The following is a 22357-nucleotide window of genomic DNA, read 5'->3' as shown; positions in this document are numbered from 1 at the left end:
ATCGTTTTTCCGTTCTTCTTTCTTGCCCCATGACCGACTTTATCGCCACCACCGCCGGCCAGCGCGCCACCTTTTTGTGCGGCAAATCCTGGACCGCCTACGTCAGCACTTTCGTCATTGCCGTGCTGCTGTTTTTTGCCGCCCTGCCGCTGGCCTTCAAGTACAACGCGCGCGCCGCCTTCGTGGTGCTGATCGGCTCGGCCCTGATCGTCGGCTACCGCCTGCTGACCATCCGCAGCTATCAGCTGTACTACGACGAGGCAGGCGTCTGGCTGGCATCCGGCATCTTGCCGTGGAAAAAGAAACTCACGGGTGTCAAATGGCGCGACATGGATGAAGCCGTCTATGAAACCAATTTCTGGAGCTGGCTGTTCCAGTCCTACACGGTGCGCGTCAGCCAGCGCTACACGCAAGACATCGAAATCCACGCCACTGGCATGGCGCGCGGCAAGGATGCCGTGGCGGCCCTGAATGCACGCCATCAAGAGATGCTGCAAGGCAGCGCCATCGTCGTCTAGCACCGCGCGCGCCCGGCGCAAAAAACTGCGCAAGCGCGGCAATTAATGCTAATCTTTGGCCGCCCTGGCAAGCAAAGCCAACCTTTCAATAGTTGTTTGTTACTTATATTATCAGTTTATTATTTTCTGATTAGAACAAACAGCAAAATATTCAAGAGATAAACTATGCTGATAAGAAATAAAGTTATGCTCGCCGCATTGATGATGGCCTTTACCCTGACACCGGCCAGCGCCGCCAAGAAGCCGCAGAAGAACGGCAAGGCCAGTACCAGCAGCAGCAAGAAAAAAACCGTCGCCAAGAAGGCGGCCGTCGTCAGCGCCGCCACGGCAGCCACGCTCGCCGCCGTCGCCAGCGAGAACAGCAGCGACCGTTCCATGAATAACCTGAGCGGCCAATTCCTCACGGCCCTGTGGCGCCTGGACCCGGAAAGCGCGATTTCCGTCGGCAAGTACGATGGCGCCGCCAACCTGAGCATCCCCGACGCGGCCAGCCGCCAGAAGCAACTGGCCTTCATCGAAGAATGGCTGGGCAAGTTCGGCAAGCTGAATGCCGGCAAGATGTCGGACAAGCAACGTACCGACCTGGCCTTGCTGACGAATAAACTGCAATCGGACCGCTGGTATCTGACCACTTTCCGCGAATTCGAATGGAACCCTGCCCAGTACAACGTAGCCGGTTCCATCGACTTCATCCTGAACACGGAGTACGCGGCGCAGCCGCAGCGCTTGCGCACCTTGCTCAAGCGCATCGCCACCGTGCCGCAATACTATGCGGCCGCGCGCGCCAGTATCAATCACCCCACACGCGAACACACGCAGCTGGCCATCGCCCAGAGCGCTGGCGTGCTCAGCGTGCTTGACGACCTGAACAAGACGGCACAGGCGTCCATCCTGACGCCGCTCGAAAAACAGCTGTACAACGCGCGCATCGCCGCGGCCCGCACGGCCGTGCAAGGCTATGCCGCCTGGCTGACGGAGCAGGATGTGGCGCTGGCGCAGAACGGCAATGCACGCTCCTTCCGCATCGGCAAGGACTTGTACGAACAGAAATTTGCCTACGATATCCAGGCCAGCGTGAGCGCCGAGCAGATGTACCAGAAAGCCCTGGCCGCGCGCGAAAAGTTGCTCGAACACATGGATAGCCTGTCCGACGAGCTGTGGGTGAAAACCATGGGCGCCACGGCCAAGCCGGCGGATCGCACGGCGAAGATCGGCATGGTAATCGACAAGCTGTCCAGCAAGCATGTGGCCGCCGCCGATTTCGTGCCGGAAATTCGCCGCCAGATTCCGGAATTGCAGGAATGGGTGACCAGCCACAACCTGCTGACGATGGACCCGAAGAAACCGCTGGTCGTGCGTGAAACCCCGGCCTACCAGCGCGGCGTGGCCGGCGCCAGCATCGAAGCGCCCGGCCCCTACCGTCCGCAGGACCGTACCTATTACAACGTGACGCCGCTCGATGGCGAAACGCCGGAACAGGCGGAAAGCAGCTTGCGCGAATACAACCACTGGATCTTGCAGATCCTGAACATCCACGAAGCCATTCCCGGCCATTACACGCAGCTGGTGTACGCCAACAAGTCGCCGTCGCTGGTCAAGTCCATCTTTGGCAACGGCGCCATGATCGAAGGCTGGGCCGTGTATGGCGAGCGCATGATGCTTGAATCGGGCTATGGCAATAACGCGCCGGAAATGTGGCTGATGTACTCGAAGTGGAACTTGCGCAGCGTCACCAACACCATCCTCGACTACAGCGTGCACGTGCTGGGCATGACGCAAGAGCAGGCGCTCGACCTGCTGACGCGCCAGGCCTTTCAGACCAAGCGTGAAGCGACGGAAAAATGGCGCCGCGTGCAGCTGAGCTCGGTGCAACTGACCAGCTATTTCAGCGGCTACAGCGAGATCATGGACTTGCGCGAACAACGCAAGCAAGCGCTGGGCAGCAAATTCGTGCTGAAGGATTTCCATGAGCAATTCCTCAGCTACGGCAGCGCGCCCGTGAAAGTCATCAAGGAACTGATGAATTAAGCGGTACGCATCTCACCTTGCAAAGGGCGCCGCGGCGCCCTTTTTGCATCCGTTTGCGCCGCCGCAAACTACCCTGCCTGATACGTTCTACGCTGGCGTGAAGGCAGGCGCAGCTCTCCTCACTGGCAATTGCCGATTTTTCTGCTAGGCTGGTAATCAGGAGCGTCCATGCATATGCCCATCCAGTTCGATACCCTTGACTACGCCAAACGTCTCGCGTCAGCGGGCGTTCCCACCACGCAAGCCGAAGCGCATGCCTCGGCCCTTGGTGATGTGCTGGGCAGGGCCGTAGTCGTCCATGGCGAGCTGGCGGTGCTAGAGCATAACGTGCTCGGGGAAATCAAGCTCGTTGAGCAAAAAATCGATGCCCGCCTGGAACGCATGGACTTGCGCCATGGCGCGGACATGAAGCATGTCTACTGGATGATGAGCACCCTGATCCTGCTCAACCTGGGCATCCTCAGCAAACTGATGCTGCAGTAAAACACGCAACGACGGTCCACCAACTAATCCGGCAATGAAAAAGCCGCTGCTCCCGAAGGAAGTCAGCGGCTTTTGCCTGCATGTCCGTTTGCCGTCTAGGACGCTTCTTCCGGCGCCTGGGTGGCCTTGACGAAGATGGGCGCCACCAGCAGGCCCAGTTCGAACAGCAGGCACATGGGAATGGCCAGCGAGAACTGGCTGACGACGTCCGGCGGCGTGACGATGGCGGCAATCACGAAAGCGCCGACGATGATGTAGGGACGCACTTCCTTGAGTTTCGCGATAGTAACCAAGCCCATGCGCACGAGGATCACCACCACCACGGGCACCTCGAACGTGGCGCCAAAGGCCAGGCACATCGACATGACGAAATCGAGGTAGTTTTCGATATCGGGCGTAACGGCAATCGAGGATGGCGAGAAATCACTGATGAAGTGAAACACGCGGCCAAACACAAAGAAGTAGCAGAAGGCCACGCCGGCGATGAACAGCAGGGACGAGGAGATGACCAGCGGCGCAATCAGACGCTTTTCATGCGTGTACAAGCCGGGCGCGATAAAGGCCCACATCTGGTACAGCACCCAGGGCAAGGCGACGATGAAGGCGATCACCAGGGTCACTTTCATCGGCACCAGGAACGGCGAAATCACGCCGGTGGCGATCATTTTCGAGCCGGCCGGCAGCGAGGCGATCATCGGTGCGGCAATAAAATCGTAGATATGCGAAGGGCCGGGCCAATAAAACAGCACGGCGCAGACGACGGCAATGCCGATCGAGGCCTTGACCAGGCGGTTGCGCAGCTCGACCAGATGCGAGATAAAGGTTTCTTCCACCGGGGATTTGCTACTCATGAGTAAAAGGAGGAGGAACTGGCGCGCGGACGGAAGCGCGCCACGCGGGCGGCTGCCGACTGCACGTGCTGCTTGCCGCCATGGCGCTGCTTGTACCAGCCAGGGATGGCGGAATTGCGCACCAGCTTCTTGCGGCGAAATTCGCGCGCCTTGCGGGCCAGGTCTTCGTTGGTGGCGCGCAGCATGGCTTCATGGGCATCGTGGTGCCCATCATACGAGCTGGAATCGCCGCGCCAGGCGTTTTCCACCTCGGCCAGGTTGCCGGAGATCGAGTTTTCCACGCCATGCATGGACTTCTCCACGCTTTGCTTGACCGAATGAGCCGCATCCTGCACGTCTTTCTGCAGGTTTTTCAGCTCTTCCAGTTCAATTTCGCGCGAGACTTCGGATTTCACCTGGTTCAGGTAGCGTTGCGCGCGGCCATACAGGGTGCCGGCCATGCGTGCTACTCTCGGCAACTTTTCAGGGCCGATGACTATCAACGCAACCACGCCGATGATGGCGATTTTAGAGAGACCGAGATCGATCATAAGCGGACAAGGGCTGTTACCGGACGAGGCAAGCGCCCCGCCACGCTATCAGAACTTGCTTTTCTCTTTCGTCTCGACGTCGATGGTGCTTTTGTCGGCCACTTGCGATGGCGCAGCAGGAGGGGTATTGGCTGCCGGAGCGTCATCTTCGCCCTTGACGCCATCCTTGAAGCCTTTGACGGCTTTGCCGATATCACCGCCGATATTGCCCAGTTTCTTGGTGCCGAAGACCAGCATCACAATCACCAGAACGATCACCCAGTGCCAAATACTCAATGAACCCATCACATTCTCCTTGCGGGACGGTGCCCGAATAGCGTCAACCAATGCCGGTAGTATACACGCGAACCCGGCGTACGGCGAAATCAGTGCTGACCGCGCCAGGGGCGGGGACCGCCGTACACATGCATGTGCAGGTGATACACCTCTTGACCGCCGTTCGGGCCGCTGTTGATCATGGTCTTGAAGCCGCCGACAGGCGTGCCATCGGCCTCATACGTGACGGCGCAGCCGAACTCGGCAGCGAGCTTCGGCGCCAGGCGCAGCAGCTTGCCCAGTAGTTCCGTATGGCTGTCATCGCAGTCGGACAGGCTGGCCACGTGGCGCTTCGGGATCAACAGCAGATGCACGGGGGCGGCCGGGTTGATGTCCTTGAAGGCCAGCAAGTCGTCGTCTTCATACACGATGGTCGAGGGAATTTGTTTTGCAGAAATCTTGCAAAAAATACAGTTATCCACGCACGCTCCAATAAAGTCAGTGATTGTCCGTTTCGCCGGCGTCGCGCAGTTCATCCTTGCGCGCCGCCTTTTCTTCGAGGCCGGACAAGCCTTCACGGCGCGCCAGCTCGTCGAGCACCTGCTGCGGCGTCAGGTCGAACTGCGCCAGCAGCACCAGCGAGTGAAACCACAGGTCGGCGCATTCGTACAGGACCTTCGACGGGTCGTTGTCGCGCCGCGCATCCTTGGCGGCCATCACCGTTTCCGTGGCCTCTTCGCCGATTTTTTTCAAAATGGCGTCATCGCCCTTGGCAAACAGGCGCGCAACATAGGAGGTCGCGGGGTCGCCGCCGTTGGCCGGCTTGCGCGATTCGATCACGGCGGCCAGGCGCTTCAAGGTTTCACTCATTTGGTCTTGCTTTCCGCGTAAATCGTGTCAGGGTCTTTCAGGACGGGGTCGGTGATCTGCCATTCACCCGTTTTTTCATCGCCTTCGAATTTCTGGAAGAAACACGAATGGCGGCCAGTATGGCAGGCGATGCCGCCGGCTTGCTCGATTTTCAGCAAGACCACGTCCTCGTCGCAATCGAGGCGGATTTCCAGCACCTTTTGCGTGTGGCCGGACTCTTCGCCCTTGTGCCAGAGTTTCTTGCGCGAACGGCTCCAGTACACAGCTTCACCCAGCTCCACCGTGCGCGCCAGCGCGTCGCGGTTCATCCAGGCAAACATCAGCACGTCATTGCTGCCCGCTTCCTGCGCGATCACGGGCACCAGGCCGTGCTCGTCCCATTTGACCTTTTTCAGCCACTTGGCATTGCTTGCTACGATGGTTCCGTTTTGCATGTTCTGTATCCTGCTTAATTTACTGCTTATCTTTACGCCAGGCGCATGGGAATGCCCTGCTGCGCCATGAAACGCTTGGCTTCCTGTACCGTGTGCTGGCCATAATGGAAGATGCTGGCGGCCAGCACGGCGTCCGCACGGCCCACCTTGATGCCGTCGACCAAATCCTGCAAGCCGCCCACGCCGCCCGAGGCGATGACGGGAATGCTGACGGCATCGGATACGCCGCGCGTCAGGCCCAGGTCGAAGCCCACTTTGGTGCCATCGCGGTCCATGCTGGTCAGCAAGATTTCTCCGGCGCCCAGGCTTTCCATTTTACGCGCCCATGCGAACGCGTCCAGGCCCGTGGCAATGCGCCCGCCGTGGGTAAACACTTCCCACTTGCCGGGCGACACCTGCTTGGCGTCGATGGCGACGACGATGCATTGCGAGCCGTGCTTTTGCGATGCCTCAAACACCAGTTGCGGGTTCGTCACGGCCGAGGTGTTGATGCTGACCTTGTCGGCGCCCGCGTTGAGCAACCGGCGCACGTCTTCCACCACGCGCACGCCGCCGCCCACGGTCAGCGGAATGAACACTTGCGACGCCACCGCTTCGATGATGTCGAAGATCAGGCCGCGGTTGTCGCTGGACGCGGTAATGTCGAGGAAAGTGATTTCATCGGCGCCCTGCTCGTCATAACGGCGCGCGATTTCCACCGGGTCGCCGGCGTCGCGCAATTGCGTGAAGTTGACGCCTTTGACGACGCGGCCATTGGTCACGTCGAGGCAGGGGATGATACGTTTTGCAAGCATGATGGTATCCAGATTGTCGCCAGGCCGGGCATGCACGCGCACGCCCAAGGCCGGGCTGGCTTAAACGGCGGCGTCGGTCAGTTCGTCGGCGCGTTCTTGCGCCTGCGCCAGGTCGATCGTGCCTTCATAGATGGAACGGCCGCAGATCACGCCTTCGATGCCTTCGGCCTGGACCGCGCACAGCGCTTCCACGTCGCCGATATTGTGCAGGCCGCCCGAGGCAATGACGGGAATCTTGACCGCTTGCGCCAGCTTGACGGTGGCTTCGATATTGATGCCGCCCATCATGCCGTCGCGGCCGATGTCCGTATAAATGATGGATTCAACGCCGTAGGCTTCGAATTTCTTCGCCAGGTCGATCACTTCGTGGCCCGACATCTTGCTCCAGCCATCCGTTGCCACCTTGCCATCCTTGGCATCGAGGCCGACGATGATGTGGCCCGGGAAGGCGCCGCAGGCGTCGTGCAGGAAGCCGGGGCTTTTCACGGCCGCCGTGCCGATGATGACGTAGGTGATACCGGCGTCGAGGTAGCGCTCGATGGTATCGAGGTCGCGGATGCCGCCGCCCAACTGCACGGGGATTTCCTCAATGTCGTTTTCCAAGGCGAAATCCTGCACGGCCTTCAGGATGGCTTTCACGGCGCCTTCGTTCTTCGGCTTGCCGGCAAAGGCCCCGTTCAGGTCGACCAGGTGCAGCCGGCGCGCGCCTTGCATCAGCCAATGGCGGGCCATTTCGGCCGGGTCTTCGGAAAATACGGTGGCAAGTTCCATATCGCCTTGTTTCAGGCGTACGCAGTGACCGTCTTTCAGGTCGATGGCGGGAATAAGCAGCATGGTCAGTGTGGTATCAGAGTGAGTGAGAAGCGAAGCCGGAAAGGCCACGAAGGTACGTCAAAAGGTACATTAATACGATATGTCAGGGTTGCCAGTGAACGAAGTTCTTGTACAGCTGCAAGCCAGCGGCAGCACTTTTTTCAGGGTGAAACTGTGTCGCGAAAATATTATCACGCGCGACGGCGCACGCGAACGGCGCGCCATACACAGTCTCGCCCACCGTGTGCGCCGCCTCTTGAGGTTGAGCAAAATAGCTGTGCACAAAGTAAAAATACGCATTGTCGTCTATGCCATCCCACATCGCATGGGACGCCGTTTGGCGCACTTGGTTCCAGCCCATTTGCGGCACCTTGAAGCGCGAACCGTCTTCCTGCACCTGGCCGTCGAGCTTGAAGCGCACGACCTTGCCTGGCAGCAAGCCCAGACCAGCCGCATCGCCCTCTTCGCTGCCGTCGAACAGCATTTGCTCGCCGATGCACACGCCCAGCACGGGCTTGCTGTCGGCGGCGCGCAGCAGCGCTTCGAGCACGCCCGATTCGCGCAGGCTGCGCATGCAGTCGGGCATGGCGCCCTGGCCCGGCAAGACGATGCGGTCGGCGCTGTCGATGTCGGCAGCTACGCCGGAAATGCGCACATCGGCGTCCGGCGCCACGGCACGCAGGGCCTGCGCCACCGAGCGCAGGTTGCCCATGCCGTAATCCACCACCACAATTTTATTCATGTTTGATCTCGGAATCTACAGTGGTTCGCGGGCGCTTACAGGCTGCCCTTGGTCGATGGAATGATGCCGGCCGCGCGCTCGTCGAGCTCGGCAGCCATGCGCAGCGCGCGGCCAAAGGCCTTGAACACGGTTTCGCACTGATGGTGGGCGTTCGTGCCGCGCAAGTTGTCGATATGCAATGTCACGCCCGCATGGTTGACGAAGCCGCGGAAAAATTCCAGCGTCAGATCGACGTCGAAGCCGGCGATCATGGCGCGCGTAAACGGGATGTGGTATTCGATGCCCGGGCGGCCCGAGAAATCGAGCACCACGCGCGACAGCGCCTCGTCCAGCGGCACATACGCATGGCCGTAGCGGCGGATGCCCTTCTTGTCGCCGATGGCCTTGGCCACGGCCATGCCCAGGGTGATGCCCACGTCTTCCACCGTATGGTGGTTGTCGATATGCACGTCGCCCGTCGCTTCGATATCCAGGTCGATCAAGCCATGGCGGGCGATCTGGTCCAGCATATGGTCGAGGAAGGGCACGCCGGTGTTCAGCTTTTGCTGGCCGGTGCCGTCCAGGTTGAGGGCGACGCGAACTTGCGTCTCATTGGTGTTGCGCGTGATTTCTGCGGTGCGGTTCATGGGAGGCTCTGGCGATAGGCTAAACGAGGGATGCCTTGAAGGCATCGTAAAAAAGGGAATTCTCTTCCGGGGTGCTGACGCTGATGCGCAGGCAATTGACCAGCGCAGCATGCATTTTACTCATATTTTTAATTAAAACCCTGCGGGCAAGCAGTTTTGCGCAAACATCGTCGGCATCAGCCACACGAATCAGAAGAAAATTTGCCTTCGAGGGAAACACCGTCACGCCGGGCAGCGCCGCCAGGCGCAGCGCCAGGTCGTCGCGCGCGCTGTTGAGCAGGTCCGCCTGGGCATTCAACACGTCGAGGTGCTCGAGCGCGAATTCGGCCGCCGCCTGCGTCAGCACATTCACATTGTACGGCGGACGCACTTTTTCAAATTGCGCCAGCAGGGCCGGCGCGGCCGACATATAGCCGAGGCGTATGCCGGCCAGGCCCAGTTTCGACACGGTGCGCATGACCACCAGGTTTTCGAATTCAGGCAGGCGGCCCATGAAGCTGTGCTTCGCGAACGGCTCGTACGCTTCGTCGACGACGGCGATGCCGGTGTCGCCCAAGGCGGCCAGGATGCGCTCGATGTCGGCGCTGGCAAACAGGTTGCCCGTCGGGTTGTTCGGATACGCGAGGAACACCAGCGCCGGGCGGTGCTGTTCAATGGCCGCCAGCATGGCCGGCATATCCAGGCTGAAGTCCGGCTTCAACGGCACGCCGACGAAATCCATGCCGGCAAACTGCGCCGAGCGCGCATACATGACGAAGGCGGGCACGGGCGCCAGCAGCACGGCGCGCTTGCCCGGCTCCTGGTGGGCGCAAGCCATGGCCAGGATGGAAATGAGTTCATCGGAGCCGTTGCCCAGCATGACGTCGTAACCGTCTGGCACGCCGAGCTTGGCGCAGATGGCAGCCTGCAAGCTGGCGTAGGACGGCGGATAGCGGTTCAGCGCCACGCCGGCCAGGCGCGCGCCCAGTTCCTCGCGCAGCTGCTGCGGCAGCGGATACGGGTTCTCCATCGCATCGAGTTTGATGTAACCGCTGGCATCGGCTACCTGGTAGCTTTTGACGGCCCGCACATCGGAGCGCACGGTGTTGCTGATTAACTGATCGAGGAAAGACATGCTGCAAACACTCCTGATGGAATTAAATGGAGACTAAATGACGACGTCTTCCGGCACGGCGGCGCTGCGCGCCTTGCGGGCCGGCGTTTTTTTCACGGCGGGCGGCTTTTTCGCCGTTGCCGGCTTCTTCACGGCCGCCTTGGCGGCCTTCGATGCGGGAGCGGCCGGTTCGGCCAGTTCCTGCGCCAGTGCCGCCAGGCGCTGTTCGATGATGGCGCAGTAGTCGGGATTCAGTTCGAAACCGACGAAATCGCGGCCGCAACGCTTCGCCGCCAGCGCCGTGGTGCCGCTGCCCATGAACAGGTCGAGCACCACGCCGCCGGGCGGGCAAGAGGCCTTGAGCATGCGCTCGATGATTTCGAGCGGCTTTTGCGTCGGGTGGTCGGCCCGTTCCGGGTGTTCCTTGTGCAGGCGCGACACGCTCCACAAGTCTTTCGGGTTGTAGCCCACTTCCAGCCATTTGGCGCCGATGAAGATCGAGCGCGAACGGGCTTTCTTGGTGGCCGCGTCGTAGGCGATGCGCACCGCGTCAAGGTCGAAGTAGTAATCCTTGCGCTTGACGAAGAAGCCGATGGTGTCGTGCACCGATGAAAAGCTGCGCACACTGCCGCCCATGGACGGCACGCGGCGGTCCCAGATGATTTCATTCATCATCGCCATGCGCTGTTTCAGCATGACGAAGATCTCCGGCGAATAGCGCCAGGTGAGAAAGATATACAGGCTGCCGTTGGCTTTCAGCTTGGGCAGCGCCGCATCGATCCACGCTTCCGTCCAGCGCAGGTAGTCGGCCACGGACTGCTGGTCCGAGGCATTGCCGTAATCCTTGCCCAGGTTGTACGGCGGATCCGTCAGGATCAGGTCCACCGAGCCATCGGGAATGCGCGCCAGCCCCGCCAGCGCGTCCTCGCAATAAACCCGGTTGACCCAGTCCGGCCGCTCCGCCATATTCGTCATGGCTGCGGCTTCAAACGCAGTTCGGCGCTGCGCGCGTGGGCTTGCAAGCCTTCGCCGTACGCCAGGGTGGCGGCGACACGGCCCAGGGTTTGCGCGCCCGCTTCACTGACGTGAATGATGGACGAGCGCTTCTGGAAGTCGTACACGCCCAGCGGCGACGAAAAGCGCGCCGTGCGCGAGGTTGGCAGCACGTGATTGGGACCGCAGCAATAGTCGCCCAGCGATTCGGACGAGTAGCGGCCCAGGAACATGGCGCCCGCGTGGCGGATCTGCTCGACCCACTGCTGCGGGTTTTCCGCCGAGATTTCCAGGTGTTCCGCGGCGATGGAATTGGCGATTTCACACGCTTCTTGCATGCTGCGCACCTTGATCAGCGCGCCCCTGTCCTGCAGCGAGGTGCTGATGGTGGCCTGGCGCGGCATCGTCGGCAACAGCTTGGCGATGCTCGCTTCGACTTGCGCGATGTAGCCGGCGTCGGGGCACAGCAGAATCGCTTGCGCCAGCTCGTCGTGCTCGGCCTGCGAAAACAGGTCCATCGCAACCCAGTCCGGGTCCGTCGTGCCGTCACACAACACCAGGATTTCGGACGGTCCCGCGATCATGTCGATGCCGACGATGCCGAACACGCGGCGCTTGGCGGCGGCTACATAGGCGTTGCCGGGGCCGACGATTTTATCGACGGCGGCAATCGTCTGCGTGCCGTAGGCCAGCGCGCCGACCGCTTGCGCGCCGCCGATGGTGATCACGCGCGTCACGCCGGCGATCGCCGCGGCGGCCAACACCATCTGGTTTTTCACGCCATCGGGCGTCGGCACCACCATGATGATTTCGCCCACGCCCGCCACATGCGCGGGAATGGCGTTCATCAGCACGGACGACGGATAAGCTGCCTTGCCGCCCGGGACATAGATGCCGACCCGGTCCAGCGGCGTGATCTTCTGGCCCAGCACCGTGCCATCGGGCTCGGTGTAAGTAAAACCGCGCAATTCCTCGCGCTGGCGTTCGTGGAAGACGCGGATGCGCTGCGCGGCGATCTGCAGCGCTTCGCGCTGCGCCGACGGCAAGCCGTTCAGGGCCGCCTGCAGTTCGGCTTGCGAAATATCAAAGGCCGCCATTTCCGCCGCGCCGCCATGCGGGATGCGATCGAAACGGTTGGTGTATTCCAGTACCGCGGCGTCGCCGCGCGTTTTCACATCGGCCAGGATTTTCGCAACCGACGTTTCAATCGCTGCATCGGTGCCCGCCTCGAACGCCAGCAGCGTGTCGAGCGATTGTTGGAAACCATCCTGGCTTGAATCGAGCTTGCGTATCTGTATCGGCATAATCGGCTTTCTGCTACTGAGTGTCTAGGCTTGCGAAGCGCGTTCAAACGCCTCGATAATCGGCTGCAAGCGCTCGCGCTTGAGCTTGAGCGCAGCCTGGTTGACCACCAGGCGCGACGAGATTTCCATGATGTGCTCGACTTCGACGAGGTTGTTCGCGCGCAAAGTGCTGCCCGTGCTGACCAGGTCGACGATGGCGTCGGACAGGCCGACCAGGGGCGCCAGCTCCATCGAGCCATACAGCTTGATCAGGTCGACGTGCACGCCCTTGGCGGCGAAATGCTCGCGCGCCGTGTGCACGAACTTGGTGGCCACGCGCAGGCGCGCGCCCTGCTGCACGGCCTTTTCGTAGTCAAAGCCGGCCTGCACCGCCACCGACATGCGGCAGGCGGCGATATTCAGGTCGATTGGCTGATACAGGCCTTCGCCGCCGTGTTCGAGCAAGACATCCTTGCCCGCCACGCCGAAATCGGCCGCGCCGTACTGCACGTAGGTCGGCACGTCGCTGGCGCGCACGATGATGACGCGCACGTTCGGATCGTTGGTGGCCAAAATCAGCTTGCGCGAGGTCTCCGGGTTTTCCAGTACCTTGATGCCGGCCGCTTCCAGCAGCGGCATGGTGTCCTCAAAAATGCGGCCTTTCGAGAGCGCCAGGATCAGCTGGGAGCTGTCACCGTTGTTCGATCCGTTCATGCTCATTCCTTTTCTTGTTTTTACTTGATGCGCACGATGTTCGCGCCGACTGCCGACAATTTCACTTCCATGCGGTCGTAACCGCGGTCGAGGTGATAGATGCGGTCGATCAGCGTTTCGCCGTCGGCCGCCAGGGCGGCGATCACCAGCGACGCCGAGGCGCGCAGGTCGGTCGCCATCACTGGCGCGCCGCGCAGCTGCTTGACGCCGGCGATGATGGCCGTGTTGCCCTCGATGGTGATATCGGCGCCCAGGCGATTCATTTCCTGCACGTGCATGTAGCGGTTTTCAAAAATCGTCTCGGTGACGCGGCTGGCGCCATTGGCGATCGTGTTGACGGCCATGAATTGCGCCTGCATGTCGGTCGGGAAGCCCGGATATTCCGTGGTGCGGAAGCTGACGGGGTTCGGACGGGCCGACATCTCGGCGCGGATCCAGTCGGCACCGAAGGTCATCGTCAGGCCCATGGCGCGCAGCTTGTCGAGGGCCGCGTCGAGAATGTCGGTGCGCACGTTGCGCAGGGTGATATCGCCGCCGGTGGCCGCCACGGCGCACAGGAAGGTGCCCGTTTCGATACGGTCGGGTATCACCGCGTGGGAGGCGCCATGCAAGGCGTCAACGCCCTGGATCACCAGGCGGCTGGTGCCGATGCCGTCGATCTTCGCGCCCATGGCCACCAGCAGGTGGGCCAGGTCGGTTACTTCCGGTTCGCAGGCGGCGTTTTCCAGGATGGTTTCGCCTTCGGCCAGGGTCGCGGCCATCAGCAAGTTTTCGGTGCCGGTGACGGTGATCATGTCGGTGACGATGCGCGCGCCTTTCAGCTTGGCGCACTTGGCGTAGATGTAGCCCGCTTCGATGCGGATCTCGGCACCCAGCGCTTCCAGGCCCTTGATGTGCTGGTCGACGGGGCGCGAACCGATGGCGCAGCCGCCCGGCAGCGAGACCTTGGCTTCGCCGAAGCGCGCCAGCATGGGGCCCAGCACCAGGATCGAGGCGCGCATGGTTTTCACCAGTTCATACGGCGCTTCCAGGGTGTCGATGGCGCTGCCATTCAAGACCACGCGGTCGCCGTCCTGCTGCACTTTCAGGCCAGTCTGGCCCAGCAGTTTCAACATGGTGGCGACGTCGTGCAGGTGCGGCACGTTCGTCAGGTCCAGGTCGCCCGCGGTCAGCAGGCCGGCGCACAGGATGGGCAGGGCGGCGTTTTTCGCGCCGGAGATGGCGATGTCGCCGTTCAGGCGGTTGCCGCCGTTGATGAGGAGCTTGTCCATGTGCTTATCCTTGGAATTCTTCAGGTGTCAGGGTTTTCATCGACAGCGCGTGGATTTCCTCGCGCATGCGGTCGCCCAGCGCCGCATAGACGATCTGGTGGCGGGCGATCAAACGTTTGCCGGCAAACGCGGGCGAAACGATCACGGCCTGGAAGTGCTGGCCGTCGCCCTCCACTTCGAGGTGCGTGCATTCGAGGCCGGCCGACAGGTAGCCGTGGATCAGTTCTGGAGTGGTGGTCACGATAAGTCCTTGATATTGAATAATGTAGTGATGTGATGTGCCGCAATCAATGGCGCCGCAATTAGTGTCGCAACTAGTGACGCAAACGATAGCCGCTTTTCAGCAGGCGGATCGATGCCAGCGCCAGGATCACGAGGAAGCCGGCGACGATGGAAAGACTGAGCCAGGGGCTGACGTCGGACACGCCGAAGAAGCCGTAGCGGAAGCCGTCGATCATGTAGAAGAAGGGGTTCAGGTGCGACACCGTCTGCCAGAACGGCGGCAGCGAATGGATCGAATAGAACACGCCCGACAAAAAGGTGGCCGGCATGATCAGGAAGTTCTGGAAGGCGGCCAGCTGGTCGAATTTTTCGGCCCAGATGCCGGCGATCAGACCCATGGTGCCCAGCATGGCGGCGCCCAGGAAGGCAAAGATGACGATCCACAGGGGCGCGACGAACGACAGGTCGGCGAACCAGCAAGTGATGGCAAACACGCCAAAGCCCACGGCCAGGCCGCGCGCGACGGAAGCGAGTACATACGCCGAGAAGATTTCCCAGTGCGACAAAGGCGTCAGCAGCACGAACACCAGGTTGCCCGTGATCTTGGACTGGATCAGCGAGGACGAGGAATTGGCAAAGGCGTTTTGCAGCACGCTCATCATCACCAGGCCGGGAATCAAAAAGGCCGTGTAGCTGACGCCGGGGCTCGGCTCCACGCGGCCGTCGAGCACATGGCCGAACACCAGCAGGTACAGCATCGACGTGAGCACGGGCGCGGCCACGGTTTGCGTCGCCACTTTCCAGAAGCGCAGCGTCTCTTTGTAGACGAGGGTGCGAAATCCTGTCGAAATCATACGGTACCTTTATCCATGATCTGCAAGAAGATGTCTTCCAGGTCGGCTTGTTGCAATTGCATTTCGTCGATCTCGACGCCCGCTACACGCAGGCGGGCGAGGATTTTCTCGACTTCGCTGTATTCGTTGACGCGCAGGCTGAACTTGTTCGGCGCCTGCTGTTCTTCCGGGTGCAGCACCAGGTGCTGCAGGTCGGCCGGCAGGCTGCCGTGTTTGAGGTGCACCTGCAGCTGCGAGCCGGCGATGCGGCGGATCAGGGCCGACATGGTATCGAGCGCCACCACCTTGCCGGTTTTCAGCATGGCCACGCGCTGGCACATGGCTTGCGCCTCTTCCAGGTAGTGGGTGGTCAGCACGACCGTGTGGCCGCCTTCGCGGTTCAGGCGCGAGATGAACTTCCACAGGGTCTGGCGCAGTTCCACGTCGACGCCGGCGGTCGGCTCATCGAGCACGATGACGGGCGGCTTGTGCACCAGCGCCTGGGCGACGAGCACGCGGCGCTTCATGCCGCCGGACAGGGCGCGCATATTCGTGTCGGCCTTGCCGGTCAGGTCGAGGTTTTCCATGACCTCGTCGATCCACTTGTCGTTGTTCGGCAGGCCGAAATAGCCGGACTGCAGGCGCAGGGTTTCGCGCACGGTGAAAAACGGGTCGAACACCAGCTCCTGCGGCACCACGCCCAGGTTGCGGCGCGCGTTGCGGAAGTCCTTGACCACATCGTGGCCGTGGATCTTGACGGTGCCCGCGTCGGGGCGTATCAGGCCGGCGATGATGGAAATGAGGGTGGTCTTGCCGGCGCCATTGGGGCCGAGCAGGCCGAAAAACTCGCCTTCCTCGATGGCCAGCGAGACGCCGCCCAGCGCCTTGAGCGATTTATAGCTCTTTTCTACATTCGTGATTTGAATTGCGGTCATGTGCTTGTTTCAAGTGTAATGCGTCTGGTGTGATGCGCCAGTTGCCGGGGACATCCAGGCCGGTGCAGGGCGCCCCCGTCAGACGAGGATGGCGCAACAGTCAATTATAGTTGGAAAATTCGTGGAACACTTGGAGATCAATCCGGCGGCGCTGCTGGCCTGCCGGCTTGAAAGCTACTGCTGATGCGGGGAATGGGACAGGATCAATGATGATGCAGGTCGGGCGGGCTGCGTTCGGCGTGGCCGCCGGCGCTGCCGCAGTCGTCGGCGCTCAAAGTGCTCGAGACGAGCGAGCAGACGCCATACAGCTTGGTGAGGTTTTTCAGGTTGTTCGGCAGGTTTTTCAGCTCCAGCACGCCGCCGGCATCCTGCGCGGCGCGCTGCCACGTCAGCATGACGGAAACGGCGGCCGAATCGACGGCCTTGACGTTGCGCAAGTCGAACTTGGTCTGACCCGAGCGGATGGCGTCCAGACCCTGCTCCAATGCCACAGTGGCATTGTGCACGGTCAGGGAAGTCAGGGACTGCAAAGTGTCGAGAGAGTCGGGCATGGCGTCGGGCTGCGCTGGTCTGGAGCTGGTTCAGGAGCTATATGATAGCCGATTATTTAGCTTTGACAGCGGGACGGCTGGCCAGGGCCTTGTTTTTTGCCTGCAAGGTCTTGATCAGGCCATCGATGCCGCCCTTGCTGATCTCGCTGGCGAAGCTGCTTTTATACGTTTCCACCAGCCACGCGCCCAGCACGTTGATGTCATAGATCTTCCAACCGGATGGGGTTTTCGCCACGCGGTAGTTCAGGGGCACGGGTTCGCCGCGCGCCACGTTGACCTGCGAGCGCACTTCCACTTCCGTATCGCCAGGATCGGCGCGCATCGGCTTGAATTCCACGGTTTCGTTCTTGATCTGCGACAGGGCGCCCGAATACGTGTAGATCAGCAAGGTGCGAAATTCCGCGGACAGCTGCTTTTGCTGCTCCGGCGTAGCGTCGCGCCAGAAGCGGCCGGCGGCCAGGGCCGTCATGCGCTGGAAATCCACGTACGGCAAGACCTTGCTTTCCACCAATTCGGTGACGCGCTTGATATCGCCAGCCTGGATGGCCTTGTCGTTCTTGGCCGTGTCGATCACGTCCTGGCTGATGCGCTTGACCAATACGTCCGGCGCTTCCGTAGCGGGGGCGGCCTGGGCGGCGGTGGCAAAGGCGATGGTCGCCATCGCCAGCAGTTGTTTCATCAATTTCATGGTTCTACCTTTCATGGTGTTGCTATGCACCGGCTGGCGTTGATCGCAGCCGTGGTGTTTCTATACCGGAGTTTACTCCTGGGGCCTGGCCTCGGAGGCAACGGTATTGCTACCAGATGTTACGAGGTCCGCGGGCGCCAGCACGGCGGCGGCCGCGGCCGCAGGCGCTACACTGTCCGCTGGCGGTTTTGCCTCATACTCCGGCTCATAATCGCTGGTGTGGTTTTTTGGCACTTTGCGGTCGCGGCGATCCGTATCGCCATCGAAAACCTTGCTTTCGCGCGCCTGCAGGAAGCCGTCGCGAATGAATTCATAGCGGTCCAGCGCGGCCGCTTCCATCAGGTTCGTCGCGTCGAGCAGCGCGGCGCGCTTGTCGACCACGCGCGTCACCGTGCCGATATTGCGCACCGAGACAGGGTCCTTGTAGCGCCATGGGTCGCCCGTGATATCGAGCGGCAGGGCCACCGTGTCGCGCACGGTCGACGGGCCCAGCAGCGGCAGCATCACGTACGGACCAGGCTGGACGCCATACCAGCCCAGGGTCTGGCCAAAGTCTTCGTTATGCTTGGGAATGCCCGCCTGCGAAGCGATGTCGATCAGGCCGAGGAGTCCGAAAGTCGAGTTCATGCTGACGCGCACGACGTCTTGCAAGCCCGCTTCACCCTTGCCTTGCAGCAAGTTGTTCACGGCGCTCCAGACATCGGACAAGTTGCCGAAGAAGTTGCCCACGCCCGTTTGCACGAACGACGGCGTGACCGTCTTGTAGGCCGTGGCGACGGGTTTCAGCGCCACCTGGTCGACAGTGTCGTTGAATTTGAACATGGCGCGGTTGTACCCTTCCAGCGGGTCGCGCGGATTGGTGCCGGTGGCGCAGGCGCTCACGCTGGCGGCGATGGCCAGGGCCAGGCTGATACGTACCAGACTGCCTTGGGATTTCTTGGTCGACTCGCTCATTTGCTGTCCTTTCCTTCCGCTGCCTTGCTGTAGATGAACTGATTGATCAGGTCTTCCAGCACTGTGGCCGATTGAGTACGGGCGATCTTGTCGCCCTCTGCCAGGTTAGCCAAATCGCCGCCTGCTTCCAGGCCGATATATTGCTCACCCAGCAAACCGGCCGTCAAAATCTTGGCCGAACTGTCTTTCGGAAATTTATAGCCATCTTCGATGTCGAGTTTCACCAGCGCCTGGTAAGTCTTGTCGTCAAAGCGAATCTCCGCCACGCGCCCCACCACCACGCCAGCACCCTTGACGGGCGCCTGCGGCTTGAGGCCGCCAATATTGTCGAACTTTGCACTAATGGTATACGTCTTGCTGAAAGACAGCGAGCTCATATTGCCGGCCTTGAGCGCCAAAAACATCAATGCCGCCACACCCAGCAAGACGAACAAGCCGACCCAGACATCCAAAGATTTACGTTGCATAAACAATCCTAAATAATTTTTACTTGCTGCCGCCTGCGCAACATCCTGCCCAGGCCCGCTGTTTGTCGCTGATCGGCAATTACTTGCTAAACATCAACGCCGTCATCATGAAATCGAGCCACCACACCATCAACGACGAAATCACCACCGTGCGCGTGGTGGCGCCGGAGACGTCTTCCGGCGTCGGCTGTGCCTGGTAACCCTGGAACAGCGCGATGAACGTCACCGCAATGCCGAAGACCATGCTTTTGACATAAGTACCATTGGCGATATCTTTCCAGACATCCACACCGCCCTGCATCTGCGACCAGAACGAGCCTTCATCGACGCCGATCAGCACCACGCCCACCAGGTAACTGCCGATGACGCCGACGGCCGTGAAGATGCCGCCCAGGATAGGCATGGCGATCACGCCAGCCCAGAAACGGGGCGCCAGCACGCGCTGGATCGGGTTGACGGCCATCATTTCCATGGCCGACAATTGCTCGCCCGCCTTCATCAGGCCGATTTCCGCCGTCAGCGAGGTGCCGGCGCGGCCCGCGAACAGCAGCGCCGTGACGACCGGACCCAATTCACGCATCAAGGACAGCGCCACCAACTGCCCCAGCGACTGCGTCGCGCCAAAGGTACTCAGTGTGTAATAGCCTTGCAAACCCAGCACCATGCCGACAAACAGGCCGGAGACGGCGATGATCACCACCGAACGGCTGCCGAGATAAAACAGTTGCTCGATTACCAAGCCCGGACGGCGCCACAGGCCGCCCGACGAGGCGATGATGATAAAAAACGAACGCACGGCAAAGCCGAGGTCTTGTACTGACAGCCGCAACCATGCTCCGATCGCCGCCAGGAACCGCGCGATCATCGGCCCGCTCCCGTGTTCAGACCCAGGTCGTCGGCCAGCGACTTGCCCGGATAATGGAACGGCACGGGGCCATCGGCCTCGGCATTGACGAACTGCTTGACGTACGGATGCGTCGACACGGCCATCTCGGCCGGCGTGCCGTGCGCCACAATCTTGCCCGATGACAGAAAATAGACATAATCAGCGATGGCGAAACACTCCTTCACGTCGTGCGATACCAGGATAGATGTGGAACCCAGCGCATCGTTCAGATTGCGGATCAAATTCGCCGTCACGCCCATGGAAATCGGGTCCAGGCCGGCGAATGGCTCGTCGTACATGATCAGTTCGGGGTCGAGCGCGATGGCGCGCGCCAGCGCGACGCGCCGGCCCATGCCGCCCGAAATCTCGGCCGGCTTCAATTGCGCCGCGTTGCGCAGTCCCACGGCGTGCAGCTTCATCAGCACCAGGGTGCGGATCAGCTCTTCATTCAGGTCCGTGTGTTCGCGCAGGGGGAAGGCCACGTTTTCGAACGCCGTCAAGTCCGTAAACAGGGCACCGTGCTGGAACAGCATGCCCATCTTGCGGCGCATTTGATATAACTCGTCGGTCGCCAGCGTATGCACGATCTGGCCGTCGACATTCACGGAGCCGGAACTGGGACGCAGCTGCCCGCCGATCAGGCGCAATACGGTCGTCTTGCCACTGCCGGAGCCACCCATGACGGCCACAACTTTTCCACGTGGGAAATCCATTTGAAGGCCCGATAAAATCGAACGTTCTCCATAGGCAAAGTGTAAATCACGGATCTCAACAAGATTTGGCACGACGAAGCTCACTATTTTAATGGCGTATTGTAGTGCAGAAACGCCAACCTCTGCTGAGACACCCCTAGAGACAGCCCCGTAAAGGGGAAGAATACAACACTAATGAATCGAAAGTCAGATATTGTAGTGGAAATTTGACCGGCACATCGCGTCCCTGTCCGAGGGCGTTCGCAGATGTTGACTTGATAAGTAAAATAACAAAGGCCACGTCGCAATTCGCGCCGTGGCCCTGGCAAAAAACGAACAATTGCTCGTTAATTAGCGTGGCAGCAGGGATGCCCCCATCAGGAACTCATCGACGGCGCGCGCGCATTGGCGCCCTTCGCGGATGGCCCAGACCACCAGCGACTGGCCACGGCGCATGTCGCCGGCCGCAAACACCTTCGCCACCGAGGTCTGGTAGCAGCCGGCGCCGTCCGTGCCGGCCTTGACGTTGCCGCGTGCATCCGTATCGACGCCAAACGCTTCCAGCACTTGTTGCACAGGGGAAACAAAACCCATGGCCAGGAAGACCAGGTCGGCCTTCATTTCGAATTCCGAGTTCGGCACTTCGCTCATCTTGCCGTCTTTCCATTCCACGCGGCAGGCGATCAGCTTTTCCACCTTGCCGCCCTTGCCTTCGAAACGCTTGGTGGCCACTGCCCAGTCGCGCTCGCAGCCTTCCTCGTGCGAGGACGAGGTGCGCAGCTTGGTCGGCCAGTATGGCCACACGAGCGGCTTGTTTTCCTGTTCCGGCGGCTGCGCCATCAGTTCGAACTGGGCCACCGAGGCGGCACCATGGCGGTTCGAGGTGCCCACGCAGTCGGACCCCGTGTCGCCGCCGCCGATCACCACCACATGCTTGCCCGTCGCCTTGATCTGGTCCTTGAGCTTGTCGCCCGCGTTGACCTTGTTTTGCAGCGGCAGGAAATCCATGGCGAAGTGCACGCCTTTCAACTCGCGGCCCGGCACGGGCAAGTCGCGCGGCTGCTCGGCGCCACCGGCCATGATGACGGCGTCGAATTCTTTTTCCAGGTCTTCCGGGAAAATGGTTTCCTTGGCCCAGTTGTTGACGTGGGCAGGGAAATCCTTGCCGACCAGCACGCTGGTGCGGAAGACCACGCCTTCGGCTTCCATCTGTTTCACGCGCAGGTCGATGTGCGACTTTTCCATCTTGAAGTCAGGGATGCCATAACGCAACAAACCACCGACCCGGTCGCTCTTTTCAAACACGGTGACGGCATGGCCGGCGCGCGCCAGCTGCTGCGCCGCCGCCAGGCCGGCAGGGCCGGAACCGACGATGGCCACTTTCTTGCCCGTGCTGAAAGGGGCCGGCTGCGGCGTGACCCAGCCGTGCTCCCAGCCCATGTCGATGATTTTATGTTCGATCGACTTGATGCCGACCGGATCTTCGTGGATACCCAGGGTGCAGGCCGATTCGCACGGTGCAGGGCAGATGCGGCCCGTAAATTCCGGGAAGTTGTTGGTCGAATGCAAGATGTCGAGCGCTTCGCGGTAGGCGCCGCGGTACACCAGGTCATTCCAGTCGGGAATGATGTTATTCACGGGGCAACCCGTGGTACAGAAAGGAATGCCGCAATCCATGCAGCGCGCGCCCTGCACGGTGGCTTGCGCATCCGACAGGTGCAAGACGAATTCCTTGTAGTTCTTCAGGCGCGCGGCAGGCTCCAGATAGTGTTCGTCCTGGCGCTTGAATTCCATGAAGCCGGTAATTTTACCCACGATTATTCCTTTTATA

The 22357-nt window shown here is 61.0% G+C and carries 28 protein-coding genes; 3 read left to right on the top strand and 25 right to left on the bottom strand.

Going from position 1 to position 22357, the window contains the following annotated elements:
* Window positions 1-29 precede the first annotated feature (29 nt).
* The 3 genes from ACQ4WP_RS17440 to ACQ4WP_RS17430 all read left to right on the top strand — a co-directional run bounded on the left by ACQ4WP_RS17440 (window position 30) and on the right by ACQ4WP_RS17430 (window position 3029).
* A complete protein-coding gene (locus ACQ4WP_RS17440) occupies window positions 30-518 on the top strand; it encodes a hypothetical protein (RefSeq protein ID WP_436522764.1) in 489 nt (162 codons plus the stop codon).
* A 186-nt stretch (window positions 519-704) separates the two neighbouring features.
* Entirely contained in the window at window positions 705-2546 is a 1842-nt protein-coding gene (locus tag ACQ4WP_RS17435; RefSeq protein WP_436522762.1) for a DUF885 domain-containing protein, read from the top strand.
* 168 nt (window positions 2547-2714) lie between these two features.
* A complete protein-coding gene (locus tag ACQ4WP_RS17430; RefSeq protein WP_436522760.1) occupies window positions 2715-3029 on the top strand; it encodes a hypothetical protein in 315 nt (104 codons plus the stop codon).
* A gap of 95 nt (window positions 3030-3124) precedes the next feature.
* On the opposite strand, the gene tatC is transcribed toward ACQ4WP_RS17430, so the two are convergent.
* From tatC to ACQ4WP_RS17305, 25 genes are all read right to left on the bottom strand, one after another.
* Window positions 3125-3880: a twin-arginine translocase subunit TatC gene (gene tatC, locus ACQ4WP_RS17425; RefSeq protein ID WP_436511390.1), complete on the bottom strand. Its 756-nt coding sequence runs from the start codon at window positions 3878-3880 to the stop codon at window positions 3125-3127.
* Complete coding sequence (gene tatB, locus ACQ4WP_RS17420) at window positions 3877-4410, bottom strand: Sec-independent protein translocase protein TatB (RefSeq protein WP_436522758.1); 534 nt, start codon at window positions 4408-4410, stop codon at window positions 3877-3879. Before tatB ends, tatC begins: the two co-directional genes overlap by 4 nt.
* A 48-nt stretch (window positions 4411-4458) precedes the next feature.
* Complete coding sequence (tatA, locus tag ACQ4WP_RS17415) at window positions 4459-4695, bottom strand: Sec-independent protein translocase subunit TatA (RefSeq protein WP_034780931.1); 237 nt, start codon at window positions 4693-4695, stop codon at window positions 4459-4461.
* Between the two features lie 80 nt (window positions 4696-4775).
* Window positions 4776-5147 carry a histidine triad nucleotide-binding protein gene (locus ACQ4WP_RS17410; RefSeq protein WP_436522756.1) on the bottom strand — a complete coding sequence of 124 codons (372 nt, stop codon included), beginning with the start codon at window positions 5145-5147 and terminating at the stop codon, window positions 4776-4778.
* A gap of 16 nt (window positions 5148-5163) precedes the next feature.
* Entirely contained in the window at window positions 5164-5535 is a 372-nt protein-coding gene (locus ACQ4WP_RS17405) for a phosphoribosyl-ATP diphosphatase (protein ID WP_436522754.1), read from the bottom strand.
* On the bottom strand, window positions 5532-5969 hold the full coding sequence (hisI, locus tag ACQ4WP_RS17400) for a phosphoribosyl-AMP cyclohydrolase (protein ID WP_436522752.1): 438 nt from the start codon (window positions 5967-5969) through the stop codon (window positions 5532-5534). The genes ACQ4WP_RS17405 and hisI overlap by 4 nt, the downstream gene beginning before the upstream one ends.
* A 32-nt stretch (window positions 5970-6001) precedes the next feature.
* The gene (gene hisF, locus ACQ4WP_RS17395) at window positions 6002-6763 is read right to left on the bottom strand and encodes an imidazole glycerol phosphate synthase subunit HisF (protein WP_436522750.1); all 762 of its coding nucleotides are present in this window, start codon (window positions 6761-6763) and stop codon (window positions 6002-6004) included.
* Window positions 6764-6823: 60 nt separating this feature from the next.
* On the bottom strand, window positions 6824-7597 hold the full coding sequence (gene hisA / locus ACQ4WP_RS17390; RefSeq protein WP_141171104.1) for a 1-(5-phosphoribosyl)-5-[(5-phosphoribosylamino)methylideneamino]imidazole-4-carboxamide isomerase: 774 nt from the start codon (window positions 7595-7597) through the stop codon (window positions 6824-6826).
* 82 nt (window positions 7598-7679) lie between these two features.
* Window positions 7680-8318, bottom strand: coding sequence for an imidazole glycerol phosphate synthase subunit HisH (hisH, locus tag ACQ4WP_RS17385; RefSeq protein ID WP_436522748.1), 639 nt, complete (start codon window positions 8316-8318; stop codon window positions 7680-7682).
* Between the two features lie 35 nt (window positions 8319-8353).
* Window positions 8354-8944 (bottom strand): imidazoleglycerol-phosphate dehydratase HisB, encoded by a 591-nt coding sequence (gene hisB / locus ACQ4WP_RS17380; protein ID WP_010402123.1) that lies wholly within the window; start codon window positions 8942-8944, stop codon window positions 8354-8356.
* A gap of 19 nt (window positions 8945-8963) precedes the next feature.
* Window positions 8964-10058 (bottom strand): histidinol-phosphate transaminase, encoded by a 1095-nt coding sequence (gene hisC / locus ACQ4WP_RS17375; RefSeq protein ID WP_436522746.1) that lies wholly within the window; start codon window positions 10056-10058, stop codon window positions 8964-8966.
* A gap of 33 nt (window positions 10059-10091) precedes the next feature.
* The gene (locus tag ACQ4WP_RS17370) at window positions 10092-11012 is read right to left on the bottom strand and encodes a DNA-methyltransferase (protein ID WP_436522744.1); all 921 of its coding nucleotides are present in this window, start codon (window positions 11010-11012) and stop codon (window positions 10092-10094) included.
* On the bottom strand, window positions 11009-12334 hold the full coding sequence (gene hisD / locus ACQ4WP_RS17365; RefSeq protein ID WP_436522742.1) for a histidinol dehydrogenase: 1326 nt from the start codon (window positions 12332-12334) through the stop codon (window positions 11009-11011). The genes ACQ4WP_RS17370 and hisD overlap by 4 nt, the downstream gene beginning before the upstream one ends.
* Before the next feature lie 24 nt (window positions 12335-12358).
* A complete protein-coding gene (hisG, locus tag ACQ4WP_RS17360; RefSeq protein ID WP_436522741.1) occupies window positions 12359-13033 on the bottom strand; it encodes an ATP phosphoribosyltransferase in 675 nt (224 codons plus the stop codon).
* A gap of 14 nt (window positions 13034-13047) precedes the next feature.
* Window positions 13048-14298 carry a UDP-N-acetylglucosamine 1-carboxyvinyltransferase gene (gene murA, locus ACQ4WP_RS17355; protein WP_436522739.1) on the bottom strand — a complete coding sequence of 417 codons (1251 nt, stop codon included), beginning with the start codon at window positions 14296-14298 and terminating at the stop codon, window positions 13048-13050.
* 4 nt (window positions 14299-14302) lie between these two features.
* Window positions 14303-14539 (bottom strand): BolA family protein, encoded by a 237-nt coding sequence (locus tag ACQ4WP_RS17350; RefSeq protein ID WP_010402134.1) that lies wholly within the window; start codon window positions 14537-14539, stop codon window positions 14303-14305.
* A 73-nt stretch (window positions 14540-14612) separates the two neighbouring features.
* Window positions 14613-15374 carry an ABC transporter permease gene (locus ACQ4WP_RS17345; RefSeq protein ID WP_070290316.1) on the bottom strand — a complete coding sequence of 254 codons (762 nt, stop codon included), beginning with the start codon at window positions 15372-15374 and terminating at the stop codon, window positions 14613-14615.
* The gene (locus tag ACQ4WP_RS17340) at window positions 15371-16288 is read right to left on the bottom strand and encodes an ABC transporter ATP-binding protein (RefSeq protein ID WP_436522737.1); all 918 of its coding nucleotides are present in this window, start codon (window positions 16286-16288) and stop codon (window positions 15371-15373) included. The genes ACQ4WP_RS17345 and ACQ4WP_RS17340 overlap by 4 nt, the downstream gene beginning before the upstream one ends.
* 203 nt (window positions 16289-16491) lie before the next feature.
* A complete protein-coding gene (locus tag ACQ4WP_RS17335; protein WP_436522735.1) occupies window positions 16492-16839 on the bottom strand; it encodes an STAS domain-containing protein in 348 nt (115 codons plus the stop codon).
* 52 nt (window positions 16840-16891) lie between these two features.
* Entirely contained in the window at window positions 16892-17527 is a 636-nt protein-coding gene (locus ACQ4WP_RS17330) for an MlaC/ttg2D family ABC transporter substrate-binding protein (RefSeq protein ID WP_436522733.1), read from the bottom strand.
* Window positions 17528-17599: 72 nt separating this feature from the next.
* Window positions 17600-18481, bottom strand: a complete 882-nt coding sequence (locus ACQ4WP_RS17325; RefSeq protein WP_436522731.1) for an MlaA family lipoprotein — start codon at window positions 18479-18481, stop codon at window positions 17600-17602.
* Window positions 18478-18948, bottom strand: a complete 471-nt coding sequence (gene mlaD / locus ACQ4WP_RS17320) for an outer membrane lipid asymmetry maintenance protein MlaD (protein ID WP_070346035.1) — start codon at window positions 18946-18948, stop codon at window positions 18478-18480. The genes ACQ4WP_RS17325 and mlaD overlap by 4 nt, the downstream gene beginning before the upstream one ends.
* Before the next feature lie 79 nt (window positions 18949-19027).
* The gene (mlaE, locus tag ACQ4WP_RS17315) at window positions 19028-19813 is read right to left on the bottom strand and encodes a lipid asymmetry maintenance ABC transporter permease subunit MlaE (RefSeq protein WP_436522728.1); all 786 of its coding nucleotides are present in this window, start codon (window positions 19811-19813) and stop codon (window positions 19028-19030) included.
* The gene (locus tag ACQ4WP_RS17310; protein WP_353659523.1) at window positions 19810-20619 is read right to left on the bottom strand and encodes an ABC transporter ATP-binding protein; all 810 of its coding nucleotides are present in this window, start codon (window positions 20617-20619) and stop codon (window positions 19810-19812) included. Before ACQ4WP_RS17310 ends, mlaE begins: the two co-directional genes overlap by 4 nt.
* Before the next feature lie 258 nt (window positions 20620-20877).
* A complete protein-coding gene (locus tag ACQ4WP_RS17305) occupies window positions 20878-22341 on the bottom strand; it encodes a glutamate synthase subunit beta (RefSeq protein ID WP_436522726.1) in 1464 nt (487 codons plus the stop codon).
* Window positions 22342-22357 lie beyond the last annotated feature (16 nt).

This window comes from Janthinobacterium lyxosi, assembly GCF_051380665.1.
In the GTDB taxonomy this organism is placed as follows: domain Bacteria; phylum Pseudomonadota; class Gammaproteobacteria; order Burkholderiales; family Burkholderiaceae_D; genus Janthinobacterium.
The sequence above is the reverse complement of the archived record's forward strand: the minus strand, read 5'-3'. Positions and strand labels throughout refer to the sequence as shown.